The sequence below is a fragment of the Nostoc sp. NMS2 genome (genome assembly GCF_017115105.1).
Lineage (GTDB): Bacteria > Cyanobacteriota > Cyanobacteriia > Cyanobacteriales > Nostocaceae > Nostoc.
The window spans coordinates 108,046-127,429 of record NZ_JABXKH010000090.1 but is presented as its reverse complement, the minus strand read 5'-3'; the positions used below and the strand labels follow the sequence as shown (position 1 = coordinate 127,429).

At 40.5% G+C, this 19,384-nt stretch carries 12 protein-coding genes; 5 read left to right on the top strand and 7 right to left on the bottom strand.

The annotated features are described in order from the left end of the window. The first annotated feature begins 284 nt into the window (after positions 1 to 284). Both HWQ36_RS16970 and moeB read left to right on the top strand, forming a co-directional pair. Positions 285 to 743, top strand: coding sequence for a M67 family metallopeptidase (locus tag HWQ36_RS16970; RefSeq protein WP_292704864.1), 459 nt, complete (start codon positions 285 to 287; stop codon positions 741 to 743). Between the two features lie 130 nt (positions 744 to 873). Beyond that, positions 874 to 2,046, top strand: coding sequence for a molybdopterin-synthase adenylyltransferase MoeB (moeB, locus tag HWQ36_RS16965; protein ID WP_292704863.1), 1,173 nt, complete (start codon positions 874 to 876; stop codon positions 2,044 to 2,046). A gap of 73 nt (positions 2,047 to 2,119) precedes the next feature. Here the strand turns inward: moeB and ftsH4 are convergent, their stop codons facing one another. The 4 genes from ftsH4 to HWQ36_RS16945 all read right to left on the bottom strand — a co-directional run bounded on the left by ftsH4 (position 2,120) and on the right by HWQ36_RS16945 (position 7,263). After that, positions 2,120 to 3,985, bottom strand: coding sequence for an ATP-dependent zinc metalloprotease FtsH4 (gene ftsH4, locus HWQ36_RS16960; RefSeq protein ID WP_292704862.1), 1,866 nt, complete (start codon positions 3,983 to 3,985; stop codon positions 2,120 to 2,122). A 92-nt stretch (positions 3,986 to 4,077) separates the two neighbouring features. Then, entirely contained in the window at positions 4,078 to 4,263 is a 186-nt protein-coding gene (locus HWQ36_RS16955) for a DUF2949 domain-containing protein (protein WP_114080862.1), read from the bottom strand. Between the two features lie 1,614 nt (positions 4,264 to 5,877). After that, positions 5,878 to 6,729 carry a cyanophycinase gene (locus tag HWQ36_RS16950; protein ID WP_292704861.1) on the bottom strand — a complete coding sequence of 284 codons (852 nt, stop codon included), beginning with the start codon at positions 6,727 to 6,729 and terminating at the stop codon, positions 5,878 to 5,880. A gap of 330 nt (positions 6,730 to 7,059) precedes the next feature. Next, positions 7,060 to 7,263, bottom strand: a complete 204-nt coding sequence (locus HWQ36_RS16945; protein ID WP_292704860.1) for a hypothetical protein — start codon at positions 7,261 to 7,263, stop codon at positions 7,060 to 7,062. A 317-nt stretch (positions 7,264 to 7,580) separates the two neighbouring features. Between HWQ36_RS16945 and HWQ36_RS16940 the strand changes: the two genes are divergently transcribed. Next, complete coding sequence (locus HWQ36_RS16940; RefSeq protein ID WP_292704859.1) at positions 7,581 to 9,491, top strand: acetate--CoA ligase family protein; 1,911 nt, start codon at positions 7,581 to 7,583, stop codon at positions 9,489 to 9,491. A gap of 363 nt (positions 9,492 to 9,854) precedes the next feature. On the opposite strand, the gene HWQ36_RS16935 is transcribed toward HWQ36_RS16940, so the two are convergent. Then, on the bottom strand, positions 9,855 to 10,577 hold the full coding sequence (locus tag HWQ36_RS16935) for a carbonic anhydrase (RefSeq protein WP_292704858.1): 723 nt from the start codon (positions 10,575 to 10,577) through the stop codon (positions 9,855 to 9,857). A 674-nt stretch (positions 10,578 to 11,251) separates the two neighbouring features. Between HWQ36_RS16935 and HWQ36_RS16930 the strand changes: the two genes are divergently transcribed. Further along, the gene (locus tag HWQ36_RS16930) at positions 11,252 to 13,987 is read left to right on the top strand and encodes a TIR domain-containing protein (RefSeq protein WP_292704857.1); all 2,736 of its coding nucleotides are present in this window, start codon (positions 11,252 to 11,254) and stop codon (positions 13,985 to 13,987) included. A gap of 133 nt (positions 13,988 to 14,120) precedes the next feature. Further along, positions 14,121 to 16,670 carry a C1 family peptidase gene (locus tag HWQ36_RS16925; RefSeq protein ID WP_292704856.1) on the top strand — a complete coding sequence of 850 codons (2,550 nt, stop codon included), beginning with the start codon at positions 14,121 to 14,123 and terminating at the stop codon, positions 16,668 to 16,670. Positions 16,671 to 17,003: 333 nt separating this feature from the next. Here HWQ36_RS16925 and HWQ36_RS16920 read toward each other — a convergent pair whose 3' ends face one another. Together HWQ36_RS16920 and HWQ36_RS16915 are read right to left on the bottom strand one after the other, a co-directional pair. After that, complete coding sequence (locus tag HWQ36_RS16920) at positions 17,004 to 17,798, bottom strand: MinD/ParA family protein (RefSeq protein ID WP_292704855.1); 795 nt, start codon at positions 17,796 to 17,798, stop codon at positions 17,004 to 17,006. A gap of 80 nt (positions 17,799 to 17,878) precedes the next feature. After that, complete coding sequence (locus tag HWQ36_RS16915) at positions 17,879 to 18,940, bottom strand: DUF3365 domain-containing protein (RefSeq protein ID WP_292704854.1); 1,062 nt, start codon at positions 18,938 to 18,940, stop codon at positions 17,879 to 17,881. Between the last annotated feature and the right edge of the window lie 444 nt (positions 18,941 to 19,384).

The following is a 19,384-nucleotide window of genomic DNA, read 5'->3' as shown; positions in this document are numbered from 1 at the left end:
TTAAAGGTATTTATATTTTAATTTATTGTACCTTATAACAGACGTAAGTGCTGTATTTGTGCAAATTGTACTTGAGTAAAAGCACCTGCATTACCATCTTGATCAAAGAACAATGCACCTGTAGTCGAGTTATAAATAAATCGTTGTGTACTAGTGCACCAACATTCCGAAGGGGGCAGGGGGAGTAAATCAGTAGGGATATTCATAATAAAACTAATAATTAGTGAGGTATTGTATCCAAACAAGAATCCCTAGCTAGAAATTAAAAAATTATAAACGCAGAGATGATCCGACTTAGCCAAGAACAGTTGCAAACTATCCGCGCCCATGCCGAAAAAACTTACCCAGAGGAGTGTTGCGGTATAATTTTAGGCTATTTGGCTAGTGAGAGCAAAATTGTAGTTGAAGTCATGCCAACAGAAAATGCCTGGAATACAGAAGCGAGTGCTGAGTTTTTAGGGGAACGCACAGCAGAAAGTAAAAGACGGCAATATGCGATCGCACCCGAAGTTATGCTAAAAACACAAAAGGAAGCACGCCATCGTTCACTGAACATTATCGGCATTTTTCATTCCCACCCAGATTATCCTGCTATCCCTTCAGAATGCGATCGCTTATACGCTTGGCAAGGATACTCGTATATAATAGTTACCGTCCAAAACGGTAAAGCTGGAGAACTCCGAAGCTGGAGCCTTGACGATTGTCATCAGTTCCAAGCAGAGGCAATTGAAAATATAATTTAAAGACTTAGTTTAATCGTAGCGGTTTTCGCCGCCACCACGGATAAAAATTTGTCTTCCCCACTTTCTATCTCCATAAGAGATACAGTTTTTCGATAGGATTAATATTCCGCTCTCCCAGATCATAACTGCTATGCTCAACCCCAATCTGGATGAAATCCAGTTGACCAAAGACGATTACGAACGCTACTCCCGACACCTGATTTTACCGGAAGTAGGACTAGAAGGACAGAAGCGCCTGAAAGCCGCCAGTGTACAGTGTATCGGCACAGGTGGACTAGGTTCACCACTACTTTTATATTTGGCGGCGGCGGGTATTGGACGCATCGGGATAGTTGATTTCGATGTTGTCGATACTTCCAATCTGCAACGCCAAGTCATCCACGGGACATCTTGGGTGGGTAAACCCAAGATTGAATCGGCAAAAAACCGCATTCACGAGATTAACCCCTATTGTCAGGTTGATTTATACGAAACTCGCCTGACTTCCGAAAATGCCCTAGAAATCCTTCAACCTTACGATATCGTTGTCGATGGTACTGATAACTTCCCCACCAGATATCTAGTTAACGATGCCTGCGTATTGCTGAATAAGCCTAACGTCTACGGGTCAATTTTACGCTTTGAAGGGCAAGCTACTGTATTTAACTACCAAGGTGGGCCAAATTATCGCGATCTTTTCCCAGAACCACCACCACCAGGAATGGTTCCTTCTTGTGCAGAAGGTGGTGTACTCGGTATTTTACCAGGAATTATTGGTTTAATCCAAGCAACGGAAACTGTCAAAATCATTCTGGGACAAGGTAATACCCTAAGTGGACGATTGTTGTTATACAACGCCTTAGATATGAAATTTCGGGAATTGAAACTGCGTCCTAACCCGATTCGCCCGGTGATTGAAAAACTGATAGACTATGAACAATTCTGCGGGATTCCACAAGCTAAGGCAGAGGAGGCAAAACAGCAGATGGAAAGTCAAGAAATGACCGTCAAGGATTTGAAGGAATTGCTGGATAGCGGTGCGAAGGATTTTGTATTGCTGGATGTCCGCAACCCCCATGAGTACGACATTGCCAAGATTCCTGGTTCGGTGTTAGTACCCTTACCAGACATTGAAAATGGCAATGGCGTTGCGAAGGTGAAGGAAATATTGAACGGGCATCGCTTAATTGCTCATTGTAAGATGGGCGGGCGATCGGCAAAAGCCCTCGCCATCCTCAAGGAAGCCGGGATTGTCGGGACGAATGTCAAAGGCGGAATTACCGCTTGGAGTCGAGAAATCGATTCTTCAGTTCCAGAGTATTAAAAACGCAAAGGAACGCAGAGGTACGCAAAGTTTTTCTCTACGTACCTCTGCGTTTTTAATCTGACTTTCCTAATTAGGAATTAGCTACGGGTTTAACTTGACTCAACAAACTATGCAGTTTTTCGCCTTCAATGACCTCTGTTTCTAAGAGTTGAGTCGCTATCACTTCTAGCAAGTCTCGATTCTGTCTGAGAATCTCTAGGGCTTGTTCGTGGGCTGTTTCCACGATTTCCTTGACTTCGCTATCAATGGCTTTTGATGTGTCTTCACTCACCGCCCGTCGGGGATTAGCCCCACCATTACCCAAAAACATCGATTGTTGTCCTTGTTGGTAAGCTAATGGCCCTAAGACTTTGCTCATACCATAAGCTGTTACCATCCGTTCTGCTAAATCAGTTGCTCGTTGCAAATCGTTGGAAGCACCTGTGGTAATACTATTAAATACAATCTCTTCGGCGGAACGTCCACCTAACAGAGTTGCAATCTGACCCCGCAATTCTGTTTCATTCATCAAAAAGCGGTCTTCAGTTGGTAATTGCAGAGTGTAGCCTAAAGCAGCCATCCCACGAGGAATAATCGAAATCTTTTCTACACGACCGTTTCCTGTTGTTAGCGCCCCAACCATTGCGTGACCAACTTCATGGTATGCAACAATCTTTTTCTCAGTCTCGTTCATGACGCGACTCTTCTTCTCTAAACCGGCGACTACCCGCTCAATTGCTTCGGCAAAGTCTTCTTGAGCAACGCTTTCACGCAAATTACGTGCTGCCAATAATGCTGCTTCATTTACCAAGTTTGCCAAATCTGCACCAGCAAAACCAGGGGTACGAGTAGCGATCGCTTTTAAATCTACATCATTTCCTAATTTTACCTTTTGAGCGTGAATTTTGAGAATTGCTTCCCGACCAGATAAATCAGGACGGTCTACCAACACTTGGCGGTCAAAGCGCCCTGGACGCAGCAATGCCGAGTCAAGGCTTTCGGGGCGGTTGGTAGCAGCTAGGACAATTACAGTTGCGTCGCCAGCGGCAAACCCATCCATTTCTGTTAATAATTGGTTAAGGGTTTGTTCTCGCTCATCGTTACCACCGTAGAAGCCGTTACTGCTACGAGATTTACCGATCGCATCTAATTCATCAATGAATATAATACAAGGAGCCTGTTTTTTAGCTTGCTCAAACAAATCCCGCACTCTAGAAGAACCCACGCCGACAAACAATTCCACAAACTCGGAACCAGAGATGCTGAAGAATGGAACACCTGCTTCTCCTGCGACAGCTTTCGCTAAAAGTGTCTTACCAGTACCAGGAGGGCCAACTAACAACACACCTTTGGGAATCCTCGCGCCAATTTGCGTAAACCGTCCTGGAGTCTTGAGGAAATCTACAATTTCCACTAACTCAGTTTTTGCTTCTTCTACGCCAGCTATATCTGCAAAGGTAATTTTAGCTGATTCGCCTTCAACGTAAACCTTAGCTTTGCTCTTACCAATGGAAAGCGCACCTTGAGGGCCACCGCCACCACCACGAGCCAGAAAGAATTGCCAAATGCCAATAAAAATCAGTGGTGGAATCACCCAACTTAAGAGGGTTGTAATCCAAGTATTCTTGGGTGGAGGTGTAGCAGCGAATTCAACTCCCTTTTCTTCTAACAGTTTGGGTAACTCTAAATCAAAGATTGGTGTAGTTGCAAACACCGGACCGGGTTCGGCGTTTTCTGTTTTTAGTTCGTAGAGAATCTGGTTTTGACCAACGGAAACGCGGTTGACTTCCCCTTCTTGTACCTGATGAATAAATAAACTATAGGGAACACCAGTCGGGCCAGAAGCAAATAAACCAGGCAAAAATAAATTTAAGAGCAGGAACACCCCTGATACTGCCAGTAATATATTAGCAATGATCCGAAACCGAGGTGATTTAGGTTGTTCTTTAATTGCCATAGATGTTTTTACCGATCCTTAGAATGAAAACTATTGAGAATGTGACTTTATAGTAGAGTCTCGTTTTAAGTCCAAAAAGTTGAAGCAGCAGCTTATACTGTTTCCAACCAATCAAAAATTTGGGCTAACTGATCCAGTGTTACCAATCCATACTGCCAGAGGGTCATGGCCAGAAAGTTGGGGGTCTGCTCACAATGTCGCAAAGCAAGAGAAATTGCTCCACCAGAAATACCCAACTCTTCTTCTAAAAAATGCACTAATTGGTCTGTAGCTTTCATCGCAATGTTAAACAATGTTAAATAAGTTTTATTTCTGAGAGAGTTTGACTCGTATGATGCAATGTCCAGGTTGCATCGCAAAGTTGTTCAATTTATCTTGATCCTTAAGGATACTACCTATTTTCATAATTTCTCCTGTTTAGCAATGTTGCAGCATTTTTTATTTATGTAACTAAACTTAACAATTAAATTAATCTTTGGGAACTAACAAGCAAATACGGTTTACCGTACTGAAAGGCTTAACACCAATGGGAATGAGAAAATTTAACGAAAAGAACGCCGTTAAAGAAGACGCAGAGATTGTGAGAAGCGAAGAGAAATCCCCATGTCCTGTTCCATATCTCCGTGTTATGTTCCTTTTTCTGCAATAAAACTAACTAATACTACCGGAACAATTACGATTAATTTTATTTTCCGACAACTTTAGTGTGTATCTGAACTAAATAAAATAGTTGCTGAATTAAGGGATGATTCTTGTGGGGTGGGCCGAAAAGCCATTGGTGTCAACTTAAGTCAGAAAGCTTATTCCACGGTCATTTTACCCCACACGCCAGATGCTCCACTACAGCGCTTCGCGCATCCTGCGGCGGGGGAGAACCCAAGACCGCACGGGAGCATCCCAATTTTGCCAAAAGACACAGGATTGGTACAAAAACCCTGTACAAACCTCTTTCCTTGGCGTACTTGGCGTACTTGGCGGTTCGTTATTTCATTATTGGCCTAAGCCAAAATCCCGTATAAAAATAAACTTGCACATTTGGGATGCTCCCGACCGCACTGGCTCCCCTTAATCCCCTCCCCGTGAACCTACGGTGTACACACAAGTCTGCTGGAGTTGCGCCACAGGCTTTTGATCCCCCCAACCCCCCTTAAAAAGGCTACGGTGTACACACAAGTATAGGCCGCAAGGGTTCCAACCCTTGCAGTCCCATAAATACCCAATTTTTGGGCAACTGGAGACTCCATTTATCCCGCCAATTTTTAGCACTAGTACAGTTCGGCGGAAATAAACAGACCATTTGAAATGTCTAAAACCCTTACGCAACGGTAATTACGAATTACGAATTACGAATTACGAATTACGCGAAGCGGTACTAGGGCAACGAAATCAAGGTTTAGGTGGGATTTCAAGACTTGTGTGTACACCGTAGCCTTAAAAAGGGGGGCAAAAGCTCTTCAAAGTCCCCCTTAAAAAGGGGGGCTTAGGGGGATCTTCAACGATTTTGGTTTTCTACAAAGATGTGTGTACACCGTAGCCCCGTGAACGGGGAGGGGAGATTTTGTCGCTAGACAAAAGCGGGGTGGGGTTCCGACGACTTAATTGGTAATTGAGTAGGCTTAATATAACGTCATTGCGAGGGTGTCAACTTAAGTCAGAAAGCTCATTCCACAGTCTATTTTACCCCACCCCTTTTTTAAGGCTACGGTGTACACACAAGTCCAAATGTGAGGCAACTCTCAAAGACTTGTGTGTACACCGTAGCTCCTTTTAGGAGAGAGGAATGGAAGTGAGGTCAAAGTGTATTGCATCCGAACAAGAAGCGCTATATTCAAGAGATAAATGCCAATAATCTACAATTATTAATTATTCAAGTTAAACGCACCTGTAAAAAGTTAGGTGTTGATTGAAGCAACAGGTACAGAGACATTAGCCACAGAGCCATTATTTAGGATAGGTTGGCGGGTTTTCAAGTCAAATTTGAAGCCATTTGGCAAAATATGAAGCTTTGCTCCGCAAATCGCCAAAGACTCATCCTTTAAAATTTCGCCCATATTGTTGTATGTAGCCTCTGATTCATCAACAATTGTCACCGCACCTTCACCAATCACTTCAATTTGGTTATCAGTTACGACCATAGCGGTATTCTCGTCAATACCGAATCCTAAAACAGCAGGTTCTAATATTAAAGCTGAAATTAAGCGCCCCAAGCGTCCACGCTGAGAAAAATGCTGGTCAATTACCACCCCTGGTAAAAATCCTAGTCCGGGGCCCATTTCAACAGTTTCAATTCGAGGATGTGTTTGAGAATCACCTTCAACGATCATTTTATCTGGCATCACAGCAGCGCCCGCACTTGTACCGGCGATAACTGCACCTTCCGCGAACCTTTTATGAATGGCCACATCGATTTCAGTATCCTTGAGGATATTTGTGATGCGAGCTTGATCTCCCCCAGTAAAAAATACCCCAGTTGCTTTACTAATCGCTTCTAATGCGGTAGATGAAGATGCATCTTCGCGGGTTTCTGTATCAAGAATGCGAACATTCTCGGCTCCCAGCCGCTCAAAAACTCTAATATAATTTTCTCCCACTTCTCTTGGTAATTCTGTCGCAGCCGTCATAATAACAATGTGCGCCTTCGTACCCCCAGCGCGTCGCACAAAGTCTCGGAGAATTTGAGCATCTCCATCTTTATCTTCTGCTCCTCCAATAATTACCAACTGCCGTTTGGGATTACTTTCCACCTTGATGCCTCCTGATGTGAGTTAATAAATTTCACTAAACCATGACAATTAAACTATCAAATCATCCCTGTGATAGATTACCTGATAGAAGGTAGTATTAAAATTTGCGATCGCAATTAAACCAAAAGATTTTTCAGGAAAATTACATAGAGAAAAATAGCTCTTCTCAAAATTGATTTTACACACTAAAAAAACTACAACGCCAAGTGCCTCTAGAAAGTCTTTCTAGAGGCATTTCTGACTATGTTAGTAATTGCCGATTGAAAATTTATCGTGCAACTGTTGGTATTAACTCTAGCTGGGTGCAAATTAGATATCTGATGGTAAGTCCTAATGAATGCGACTTCTGTAAAGCAAGTTAGTCAAGAAAAAACGTGCTTGTTCTAGTGGGAGATGCCTGGGTTTGCCTTGGTAGACAATTTGATACTCATTTATGTCAGGCCCATCACCGTGACCAGATATCAGCTTTTGGTGAAAAGCTTCCTCTGCAAGTTCTCGAATTTCATCTCTTAAAGCAGCTTGTGTGCTAGTCATGCTTTGCTGTCTTTTCAATACCTCATCTTTATTTATACATATTTTCGGATGCGTGTTGCACCTTTCAAAGGTTATATCTTTGACCATTCATGAGGATGAAGTAGCCATTCTTTATTCTTTGCTGAGGAAGAAAAATTTAATTATGCCTTGAGATAGTTAAAAATGCTTAACAATAGGGTTAATGTAGGTTCTGATTAGATCAATGGCTTTGCCATCACTCTCCAACAATTAATCTGAATCAACCTCCAATCAATAAGTCTGAGTAACGATAACTCAGCATAAAAATTTCAGGGTGTTTAGCCAAAGGTTCGTAATCAATGGTTCTACAAAAAAGCAGTGATTTAGCTCGCATTAATGCTAGAAGAACGGATGTATTCGATATTTTCAACTTCAAGCATTATGTTGGCCCCAACCCCTATTTAGATGCAGGGGCACTAGTATTTGACTTTGCTCTAGTTGACTCTAGAAAGCCTTTGCCCATTCAAGATTATATTGCAAGCATTGGCGATCGCTATCCAAGTCTGGGCAGCCAAAGCTATGAGTCCCATAGCTATCTATTTGCCCAAGTTGTGTCCGAAGTCGGAAAACTGGACATGGATTTACACCTTAAGCATTCGAGTGTCAAGCCATATCCAGATTTTGTGCGAATTAGCGTCCAATCACTACATGAACGCACAACTAGAGATGTAGTTTATTTTGTTTGGGATTGGTTTGAAGCCATTACCCAAGATGAAGACTTTAACTTTGATGAACAGTTAGTCCGGCTACAAAATAGATTTCGTGCATCTATCTATGGTGGCCCTACAGTTTACGCCCTATTGCGAACAGCCGATGAAAAAGGTATTCCCGCCTTTTACTTGTGGGAAGAAGGATTAATGCAATACGGCTTTGGAAAAAAACACGTCCGGGGAGTAGCAACAACATTTAACTGTGATAGTCATTTAGATTCAGAGTTCACTACCCGTAAAGATGATTGCAAGGCATTTCTAAAAACCTTGGGTTTCCCAGTCCCTGAAGGCGATATCGTCTTTTCCGAAAAGGAAGCCTTGGCAGCAGCAAGACAAATTGGCTACCCAGTAGCAGTTAAGCCAGTGGTAGGTCATAAAGGAATTGGCGTTACGGCTGACGTACAAGACTCTAAAGAACTGGAATCTGCTTATCATAGGGCATTAGCAGCGATTCCTGAAGATCAGCTAACTCGGATAATTGTCGAGAAAAGTATTTCAGGATCAGATTTTCGTATGTTGTGTGTCAATGGCAGATTTGTCGCCGCCACAGAACGCCGTCCAGCATCGGTTGTCGGTGATGGCTACTTAACGCTTGCAGAATTAATCCGCTTAGAGAACCGCAAACCTGCACGCTTAGACACGCCTACCTCACCCATGAGTAAAATTCAGATTGATGAAGCGATGCAACTTTATTTAGAGGAACAGCGCTTATCACTAGACAGCGTGATTGAAAAAGGACGCACTGTTTACCTGCGTAAAGTTGCCAATCTTTCAGCCGGAGGTATGAGCATCGATGCAACCCACACAGTTCATGATGACAATATTATCTTGGCGCAAGATATTGCCCAATATTTCCAACTGACTTGTCTGGGGATTGATGTCATTACCAAAAGTCTCGCAGAATCTTGGAAATCCAGTAACTTCGCTATCCTGGAAATCAATGCTGCACCGGGAGTTTTAATGCATCTTAAACCTTCTGAAGGGAAAAGTGTTGATGTACCTTCTCATATTCTAGAAACCTTTTTTGAGTCGGGTACAGATGCTAGGATACCGATTATTACCTTTAATAAAATCTCAGTTGAAGAACTGCAAACAACAATTGACCATATCCTTTTGCAAAATCCCAATTGGACAATTGGCGCTGTTTGTCGTGATGCTGTTTTTGTGAATCGCTCGAAAAAAGTATTAAGCAAAAATTACAATAGCAACGTCCAAACTTTGCTCCGTCATCCCAAGCTTGATTTGCTGATTGCCGAATATGCCGAAGACATCTTAGATGAAGAGGGGATGTTTTACCGGAGTAGTAATATCGTAGTTTTGGATAATCCCACCGAAACTGAGATGATGCTGGCGCGGGATATCTTTGATGGTTCTACTGTGGTGATTAGAAAAGGCAACGAGATTTCTACCCGTCGAAAAGGGTTGATCGAAGATTATACTTTGGCTGAAGATGAACCATTTACACGGGTTTATTTGAAAGAAACTGGAACGATTTTGTGAGCTAAGTAAATAAGCGCTTAATTTAGTAGGATGCGTTATGGACTTTAGTCCTAACGCACCGAAAATATCTGAAGGTGCTGTACTCTCGGCGAGAATAACACACCCGACAAAACTACAAAACGAGATTTGAGATAATTAAATCATTTGTGTGTAACCGTAGCTTTTTAAGGGGGAAACCGGAGTCAAAGTCCCCCAAATTATCGAGTGATTTAGAGAGATATAGAACTTTTGATACCTAAGATACTCTAAGTTTAACAATAAACTTGATTAGGTTTCTAAATTATCAATAAAAATATTTGATAAATAATAATTTTTTGTAACATCATTAAGCTCAGAATACCACGCCTAAAAGGTGTTATGTATTCAAGTAATCATGTTGACTTTACCAGTGTCAACATCGTAACAAGCACCAACAATTTTTAGTTTACCTTCACTGAGCAATTTGGCTAAAATTGTTGAGCTTTCCTGCAATTTTTCAGTCTGATATTGAATGTTGGCAATAACTGCATCTTGCATATTATCACCCGTTCTTAACTTTACCCTTTCAACAGATGGTTTGATGCTCTCAATAATCAAACCAATTCTTCCAGGAAGTGGTTCGTTTTTGATTGCTTCTGCGACTGCACCGCATCTTTTATGACCTAAAACCACAATCAACTGCGAACCCAATATTGTTGTAGAGTATTCCAGACTACCTATAACCGTGTCACTAACCACATTACCAGCAACTCGCACGACAAATAAATCTCCAAGTCCTTGATCGAAAACGATTTCCGCAGGGACTCTGGAATCTGCACAGCCCAATATGGCGGCAAAGGGATATTGAGCTTTAGCGACTAATCGCAGATGTTCTAATGATTGATCGGGATATTTGCGTTTTTGGTGGATAAATCTTTGATTACCATCCAGTAAGCGTTTGATAGCTTCATTAGGACTCACTGAATTAGGGTTAACTGGGTGAATATCAGCAATAGCAGTTTGCTCTGTATTCCAAAAGCTATCACTAAAAGCAGTAGCCGCAATACCTACCACACTGGCAAATTTTAAGAAGTCACGTCGTCCTACAAATCCATTAATTCGACTCATTAATCTAGCTGATAACAACAAAGCTGTTTTCAGGAAGATATCACGTTCAAGTAAGATGCAAGAGTACCATCTTACACCATTTAAGAGTCATTTAATCTTCATGTGCGATCGCTAGCTACTGCATCTATAGCAGTTCTCGTTCACGTGAGGTACACCCGTAGGGGCAATTCATGAATTGCCCCTACACTTTGCGATATAATTTTGTACCGCATCTGAGTGGGAACCGCTATATCTAGCTTTTACAAACAGAAGAGTTGCTATTAGACATCTCCAGAAATTAAATATGCCCAATCTAGAACCCTTGTAGAGACGTATAAATGCTACGTCTCTATATTTTTTAACCAGATATTTGTTGACACAAATGCACAATTGTGCAATTTTACTGAGATTGTGATTTTGATGGATGAAAAAGAAAGTAGGGTTGCCGTCATTTGAGCATTTACTTTAAGCTTTGTGTCAAAATAGCTGATTTTGGTCTGCTAGTTAAAATTTATCTAAAATATCATCATATATTAAGAATATATAAATGATAGATATGATAAATTTGCATTCAAATAATTCTTTTTCAGAAGTGTATAGATAGTAAACAAAGAGTATTTTATAAGAGAAGACCGGAAGACATTCGTCAAGTTACCACCTAAATTAAATTTTATTAAGTATTTATAGAAATTTATATGGCTGAGGCTTTTATTTCCTACTCCCGCAAAGATAAAGAGTTTGTCAAGAAGTTTTATGAAGCACTCAAGCAACAAAAGCGAGATATCTGGGTAGACTGGCAGGGAATTCCGTTCACGGCAGATTGGCGGAAAGAAATTTATGAAGCAATTGAAGCTGCTGATAATTTTATCTTTATTATTAGTCCAAATTCAGTGGTTTCTGAAGTCTGCGGTGAAGAGATTGCACACGCCCTCAAGCACAATAAACGTTTAGTGCCAATCGTGTGGCAGTATGTTGACGGTGTTCATCCCGAATTAGCCGAAATCAACTATATTTTCTTTGAGGAAAGTAATGATTTTGAGGAAGCCGTGCAATCATTACTCAAAGCCCTCGATACTGACCTAGCTCATGTTAAACAGCATACCCGCTTACTCGTGCGAGCCTTGGAGTGGGATCAGAAACAACGCAACAATAGTTACTTGCTAGAAGGTAGTGAATTAGAAGAAGCAGAGCAATGGTTCACCCAAGGCGCAGGTAAAGAACCCTTGATCGCGCCACTCCAACAAGAGTACATCGGCGAAAGTCGCAAAGCCCAGAGGGTACGTCACAGAACAAGATTTATTGCTTTGACTTCAGGGTTGGTAATTTCAGTAGGATTGGCTATTGTTGCAGCAATTGGGTGGAAGGAGGCCATTAATCAACGGATAGAAGCAAAAAAATCGGCACTTCAAGCTCTAATTTCTGCTTCAGATGCACGTTTTACCTCGAATAGAAATACGATTGATGCCCTGATAGAAGGTTTAAAAGCCGGCAAGCAACTTAAAGAACTAATTCATGCTAAAGCTGATATTCCAATTCAGGAACAGCAAAAGGCGATCGAGGTGCTGGGACAGGCGGTTTACTGGGTAAGAGAACGCGATCGCCTCCAGGGACACAGCAATTATATCCAAAGCGTTAGTTTCAGTCCCGATGGAGAAGCGATCGCTACAGCTAGTGGAGACAACACCGTAAAACTTTGGGACAAACATGGTAATTTGCTGAACACTTTAAAAGGGCATCTAGATCAAGTCCTCAGCGTAAGTTTCAGCCCCGATAGTCAAATTCTTGCTTCTGCTAGTTTAGACGGAACCGTGAAACTGTGGAAACAAGACGGCAAGGAATTTAAAACCTTTAAAAAGTTGAATAAAGGAATTCGATCTGTGAGTTTCAGTCATGATGGCAAGATCCTTGCCTCTGGTGGTAACGACGGCATCGTGAGACTTTGGAACATACAGGGTCAAGAACTCAAAATGCTCAAGGGGCATACACGCATAGTCTCTAGCGTGAGTTTCAGCCGCGACGATCAGATACTAGCCTCTGCTAGCGTAGACAAGGTGGTAAAACTGTGGAATAAAGACGGTAAGCAACTTAAGACCCTAGAAGGACATAATAATACAGTCACTAGCGTGAGTTTTCGCTCCGACGATACCCTTGCCTCTGCTAGTTTTGATGGAACGGTGAAACTTTGGAATCTTGATGGTAAAGTGCTTTCAACTCTTAAGAGATCAGAGGCACAAAGTAGTCGAATCTACAGCGTTAGTTTCAGTCCCGATGGTCAGACTCTTGCCACGGGTAATAATGATAACAGCGTGACACTCTGGGAGAGAAATGGCCAGGAGCTTGCTACCTTTACAGGACACAGTGGTGGAGTCAATCAAGTAACTTTTAGCCCCGATGGTCATACCCTTGCATCTGCTAGTCAAGATAAGACAGTGAAACTGTGGCAAATTGACCACCCTTGGCAGACTATTCTCACTGGACATCAGGCTGGTGTCAATCGCGTCAACTTCTCAGCCGATGGGAAAGCGATTGCCACCGCCAGTGATGACGGAATGGTGAAACTCTGGAATCAACAAGGTAAGCAGCTTAAATCGCTAAAGATAAATGACTACAAAATCTGGGATGTGAATTTTAGCCCAGATGGTCAGATAATTGCTGCTGTCAGTTCTGACGAAAGGGTGGTGAGATTGTGGAATCGGCAAGGTCAGCTACTCAATATTTTATTAAAGCATGGCGATCGCATTCATAGCGTAAGTTTCAGCCCAGACAGCAATACGATTGCTACCGCTAGTCAAGATAAAACAGTGAAACTCTGGAATCGTCAGGGTAAGTTGCTTCACACCCTAAAGCATAGCGCTACCGTCTATAGCGTCACTTTCAGTCGAGACGGCAAGATGATTGCCACTGGTAGTAATGACGGGATAGTGAAACTCTGGAATCGGCAAGGTCAGTCAATTAACACCATAAACCATAATGCTACTGTCTACAGCGTCAGTTTTAGCCCTGATAGTCAGACCCTTGCTACTGCTGGTGGAGATGATAAAGTAAAACTTTGGCATGATGGTCGTGCGATCGGTAGTCTTGATGGGCATCTTGCTGCAATTGGGCAAGTAACTTTCAGTCCTGATGGTCAAATGATTGCCACAGCTAGTGATGATAAAACAGTGAAACTTTGGCACAAAGACGGGACTTTAATTATTACTCTGACTGGTAACAGTGGCGAGATTAATGGGATCAGTTTCAGCCCTGACGGTAAGACTCTCGTCTCTGGCAGTAAAGATGGTACAGCTATTTTGTGGAATGTGGAAAATCTCACCCTAGATACTTTGATGGGGCGTGGGTGCGATTGGCTGCATGATTATCTAGCTAATAATTCTCAAGGTCAAAGCGTTGGCGATCTTTGTGATGGAGTTAAAACTCAGGCTAAATATTGAGTTAGTTAATTTTCACTATTATTTCAGGTGGTCAAATGCTTCAAGAAAATTAATAAACCTTAAATACTTATTTGCATAAAAAGAATCATAACGATAGATAACAATAACAGCATCAATCTGAGAGGAAATCACCGTGGCTAAAAAATCAACAGGCTGGATACCAGACTACCCCGATTTTCGAGACTACCGCATGGACGAAATCAATCAGAAGTTAACGATCGCAGTTCAAGATATACAGATAAACAATGATAATGATAATGATTTACAAAGTAGTATAGAAGAATTGTTTGAGTTATTAAAATTAATCAAAAAAAATGACCCTGACCCTAAGCTTAACAAAACAGTTGACTCAAAGTTTTTGAACTTTGAGAAAAAGATAAATAAAGGTTTCAAATTAGTTAATGCCAAAGCTTTTAAAGAAGAGACTTTTTTAGTTTATGGGTGTGTAGGTCAAGAAGTCTATAACCTTCAACAGAAGTTGCTGATTTTTACCAAACATACAGAAGATACCGAATACAAGAAGAAGTTTGAAAAATGGACAGAGGAAATTACTGATTTTCGAGAAGGTTTTGAAAAATCAGATTATATAGAATATGGTTATTTTGGTAAAAACACAGAGAAGGGAGTAAAACTATTCAAGAAGATTTTTGGTCTCTCAATTGTCTCAAATGATAGTGTTGTGGATAAAGTAACACTCTCTACATTAAATCAAGTTTTGGAAATTCTAAAAAGAAAAAGGACTGATAAAGATAAAGAGGTGAAAAAAACTATAAAAGAATTGGAAATGCTTGATGAAAAAATTAAAGAAATTCAAATAGAGCTAAATAAACTAGGTTGTCTCACAAATTTAGAACAAAATAATGAGGCAGTCAATAAATTATTTGCTCATCTCATAGAGGATGCGATTCAAGAATTCCAAAAGTGTTCAGAATCTTATGGTTCAAATATTAATGACATAGTTAATGAACATACAAGCGCAAAATCCAATAAGATAGTTGACAGCTATAATGCACTATTTGCAATCAATAAACAACAGAGATGGTTAGTTGTACCTCCATCTTCAGCAATACCCGTAAACCTTTATGAAATCATTTTAAGAGTTTTTGAAATTTCGGATATACCTGCTACACATTGGATTAGTGAAAACGGGTTTATATCAGCTACATATAATAATACATTTTGTATCAATAAAGACCAAAGTGAATTAAAGCGAGCAATTGATATGATAGTTGAATTGGTCGCTCAACTAATTTCTCCTTTAGCTCAACATAGAAATCTTGAAAAAGCTGTAATAGACGTATTAGAAAAGCTAGATCAATGGTTTGACAAATCTGAATACGTTAACTGTATCCGTCCAGAAAAAAATCAACTCCAGAAGTCTAGAAATCAAAAGCATTCTCCGCAAGATTTAGTTGAAAAATTAAGTAGTGTTACCCAAGTAGAACAAGGAAGAAACTTATTTAAAGACAGGGATTTAAATCTAGTGTCTTTATATATTTCTCTTTCAACAGTATCAAATTTTAAACTATCCCTGAATAAGCTTAATCAAACAATCGACGATAATGATAGAAAGAAGAGAATAGCTACCTCTTTGAAAAAGATAGATAATATATTTAAGTCTCTCAAAGATTTAGAATATTTAGAAGTTTTCCTAAAAAGATATAATCCTCCAGTTCAGGAAGAAAATAATTTAAAAAATCAACCTACGAATCTGAGAACAGTCATCCAAATACTACCAGAACTTGAAGCTGAACCAAGTGAATTGAATAAAAACCCGGAGTCTCAAAGTGATTTACAAGTTCCGCTAGAAGGTGATTTACAGAAACAAATCATAGAAATACAAGAAAAGGGCAAAGAGGTAACTGTATATTTATTAATGCCAGAATTTGTAGATTTAAGCTTTTGGTGTTCCCCAGTTGAAGACCAAGGCTCATTGGATTCATGTACAGCACATGCTGGTGTTGCTTTAATGGAGTACTTTGAGAAAAGAAGTTTTGATAGATATGTCGATGCTTCTCGACTCTTTCTTTACAAAGCAACACGCAATCTCATGCATCGTCAAGGTGATGCAGGAGCATCTCTTCGGCAAACTATGAAAGCAATGGCATTATTTGGCGTGCCTCCAGAAGAGTACTGGCCATATACAGAAGACAAGTTTGATGAAGAACCAACCCCTTTTTGTTATTCTTTTGGTCAAAATTATCAAGCGCTGAAATACTTCCGTCTCAATCCTTTGGGTACTACAGAAGATATACTGTTATTCCGAATTAAAACAGCTTTAGCTTCTGGTTTTCCCTGCGCCTTTGGGTTTACTATGTATTACTCCATTGAGGATTTAAATCCAAGTGGTCATATTCCATACCCAGTAAAAAACGATAAGGTAAAAGGAGGTCACGCTGTTGTTGCAGTTGGCTACGACGACCATAAAGTAATAGAGAATGCTGATGGAAGTAAGCGATCGCAAGGAGCATTACTAATCAGAAACTCTTGGGGAACCGATTGGGGTGAAGGAGGCTATGGTTGGCTTCCCTATGACTACGTACTAGAAGGTTTGACAAATGATTGGTGGTCGTTGGTCAAGTCTAAGTGGTTTGAGACAGGACACTTTGGATTAGGAGCAAACGATTGGGTGTCTAATTTGGGGGGAGTAGATGGCGATAACATACTGCCAGAAAACCATTAACCGCCTAAAAGTCAGGGCAAACACACGTAATTTCTGAAACCCTTGGTGGATAAGGATATTGATGAAAAAATTGCCTAAAACATGAAATACCCAATCCAAATACTACTCTTTCTAAGATACAAGGTTGGGTTGAACTTTAGTGTTACCCAACAAAGCCCTGAAAATGTTGGGTTTCGTTCCTCAACCCAACCTACCCTGGAGTGGTTTTTTAGGCAAAACCTATCCAGTATTGATACCCAATCCCATTAAGTGGAGCAGTATTATTGCTCCACTTAATGCACTTGTCCAGTTTTGCAAATCTGTTACCCTGATGCCACTCTTGATAACTAACGCTTATTTGGCAAACAATCTGGCTCCAGAACCAGTGATTTGTTTAGCGATCGCATTAATTTTTTGAGTCCATGAATGATCTGGATACCGCAAACAGAAGATTCCACCACTCCCTAATTCAAACATCTCTTCACAAACAGGGAGTATTCCAGCCACAGGGGTTTTGTAGGTATTCTCCACTCGTTTCCCTAACTCTTTGAAATCTAAAGATGGCAGAGCTTTGTTGATCACTATTAGCATTTTAGGCACTTCTAACTTACGAGCAACATCTATCGCCACTGCTGTACCTTGATAATCCTGTTTATCTGGACGGAGAATCAGCAACAGAACATCAGAAAGAATAATTGATAACAACGTTTCTTCGTTAATGCCAGGATGAGTATCGATCAACAAATAGTCCAGTTTTAAACGACGAACTAGATTATGTAAACCATCATTAAGTCGGCGTGCGTCATAACCCTCGCGCAAGATTCGAGAAATGTCACTCATCTTAATGCTTGAAGGAATCAGATGAATACTTCCCTGGCGACCAAAAAATGTTTGTTTTTGTTTGAGAATGGCGCTAACATCATAAACTGCTTCTTCAATCTGACAACGACCCCATAGGTAATCATTCAAAGTGTAGCGGATTCGCTCTTGTTCAAGACCAAATAGAACGTGGATTCCTGGAGATTGGATATCTGTATCAACTACCCCAACCCGCTTTCCAGAGCGAGCGATTAGGGCAGCGAGATTACTCGTGACGTTTGACTTACCAGTTCCGCCCCGGAATGAGTGAATGGAAATAATTTCAGACATAATAAATCCTCAATATAATTTGTAATTCGTAATACTTCGGCTACGCTCAGTACAAGTTCGTAATTCGTAATTCGTAGTTGTTAATTTGGAGTATTCCGTTTATTTCTGATTACTTTTGCCTCCTCCTGCAATTTTTGGAATGTTTTTGATTCAGCAATTTCTGCAACTTCACGCGCACGTTTAGCTTCATCAACTTCTATACGCAGTGTATGCAACTGTTGTCTGAATTGCTGTTCACGGGCAGAAATTTCATGCACCATGCGTTGAAAAACTCGTCCTAATTGTCCTAATTCATCATGACGTTGCACGATCGATGTTAGCTTTTCACGATCAAACTCTTTTGCTTCTTCGACACTAATTTCATTCATACTAATTTTTTGAGCAAGTTGCGCCATTGGTTTAAGGGGTTGTAGTACATTTCGCCTTAACAAATAATTAATGAGCAAAATCACTATGCCGAAGATAATAATAAATAGGCTCATGAATAAAACAAATGCTCGATGAGCATCATCAAATACTTGCTTGGCAGGAATATAAATAATTTGTGTGCCTAAGACTTCATTTAGTTTCCACCCAAAGCCATTTTCTGAACCATAACTGGCAATCTGACTTTTTGGAGCAACTTCAGGGGTGCTATGACAACGTAGACACGTCGGATTGTTAATGGAAAATGGACGAGCGTTATAAAACATTTTTTCGTCATAAGAGTCACGGAAACCAGATATATTTTTCAACCCTGGTTGATTACGAAACCGTTCGATAAGTTCCGTTTCAAATACATCTGCTTTATCTCGTAAATTAGTTGGATTTAGGTTAGCATCTTTGTATAAAAAGTCCTTATATTCTTCATTTTTGCGAAGATTTTCAAACACTTCCCTTGCCGCAAAACTGGGAATACTTTCAGGGATAAACGTGGCTTGAGTATCCACCATCGGTGTCAGAAGATGGTTGATACGTGTATTAGTATAGTTTCTTACTGAGTTCATAGTTTCTGCAATAACTTGGCTGCGATAAGCGATTTCGGCTTCTGCTTTTTGCTCAAGCGCATGAGATAAAGCAAAACCACTAACTGCGATCGCGCCGATGAACACCAGCAATAAAAGTAAAGTAAATTTAGTTGCTAATTTGAATCTATTAAACATTGTTGTTTTAGTTTTTATTTACAACTTTGCTAGAGACTGATAACGATAATTTATTAATTTAGTTGATTTAGTGATGGATGTAGAATACTCTCATTTATTGGGATTGATCCTAATTTTGTATTCATGCTTCCACGTTTAGTCATACTACGATATTGCAGTGAAATGCCACATTTGAAGGCAAATCCATCACTTTTGTAGTAACTAGCTGGGTTAGCCTATGACGAAAGTCTTACGTATTGCCCAATGCTATATGGCGAAAGTTAGATCGCATCTACTTACTTCGCTTAGGTAAAATACTAGACGTTTTTCAGATGTACATAACTAAGTTGATTTCGTATTCTAGAGACATCAAGCGAGGAGAGCGGTAAGCGACGAACCAGCAAATCACTTTCTGCTTGATAAACCACACACATCATAAATTAAGGAAAAAACATCATGTCTGAC

Bases quoted from the DNA above. Each gene is read 5' to 3' on its own strand.
- HWQ36_RS16970 (WP_292704864.1), top strand. From the start codon at position 285: ATGATCCGACTTAGCCAAGAACAGTTGCAAACTATCCGCGCCCATGCC.
- moeB (WP_292704863.1), top strand. From the start codon at position 874: ATGCTCAACCCCAATCTGGATGAAATCCAGTTGACCAAAGACGATTAC.
- ftsH4 (WP_292704862.1), bottom strand. From the start codon at position 3,985: ATGGCAATTAAAGAACAACCTAAATCACCTCGGTTTCGGATCATTGCT.
- HWQ36_RS16955 (WP_114080862.1), bottom strand. From the start codon at position 4,263: ATGAAAGCTACAGACCAATTAGTGCATTTTTTAGAAGAAGAGTTGGGT.
- HWQ36_RS16945 (WP_292704860.1), bottom strand. From the start codon at position 7,263: ATGACTAGCACACAAGCTGCTTTAAGAGATGAAATTCGAGAACTTGCA.
- HWQ36_RS16940 (WP_292704859.1), top strand. From the start codon at position 7,581: ATGGTTCTACAAAAAAGCAGTGATTTAGCTCGCATTAATGCTAGAAGA.
- HWQ36_RS16935 (WP_292704858.1), bottom strand. From the start codon at position 10,577: ATGAGTCGAATTAATGGATTTGTAGGACGACGTGACTTCTTAAAATTT.
- HWQ36_RS16930 (WP_292704857.1), top strand. From the start codon at position 11,252: ATGGCTGAGGCTTTTATTTCCTACTCCCGCAAAGATAAAGAGTTTGTC.
- HWQ36_RS16920 (WP_292704855.1), bottom strand. From the start codon at position 17,798: ATGTCTGAAATTATTTCCATTCACTCATTCCGGGGCGGAACTGGTAAG.
- HWQ36_RS16915 (WP_292704854.1), bottom strand. From the start codon at position 18,940: ATGTTTAATAGATTCAAATTAGCAACTAAATTTACTTTACTTTTATTG.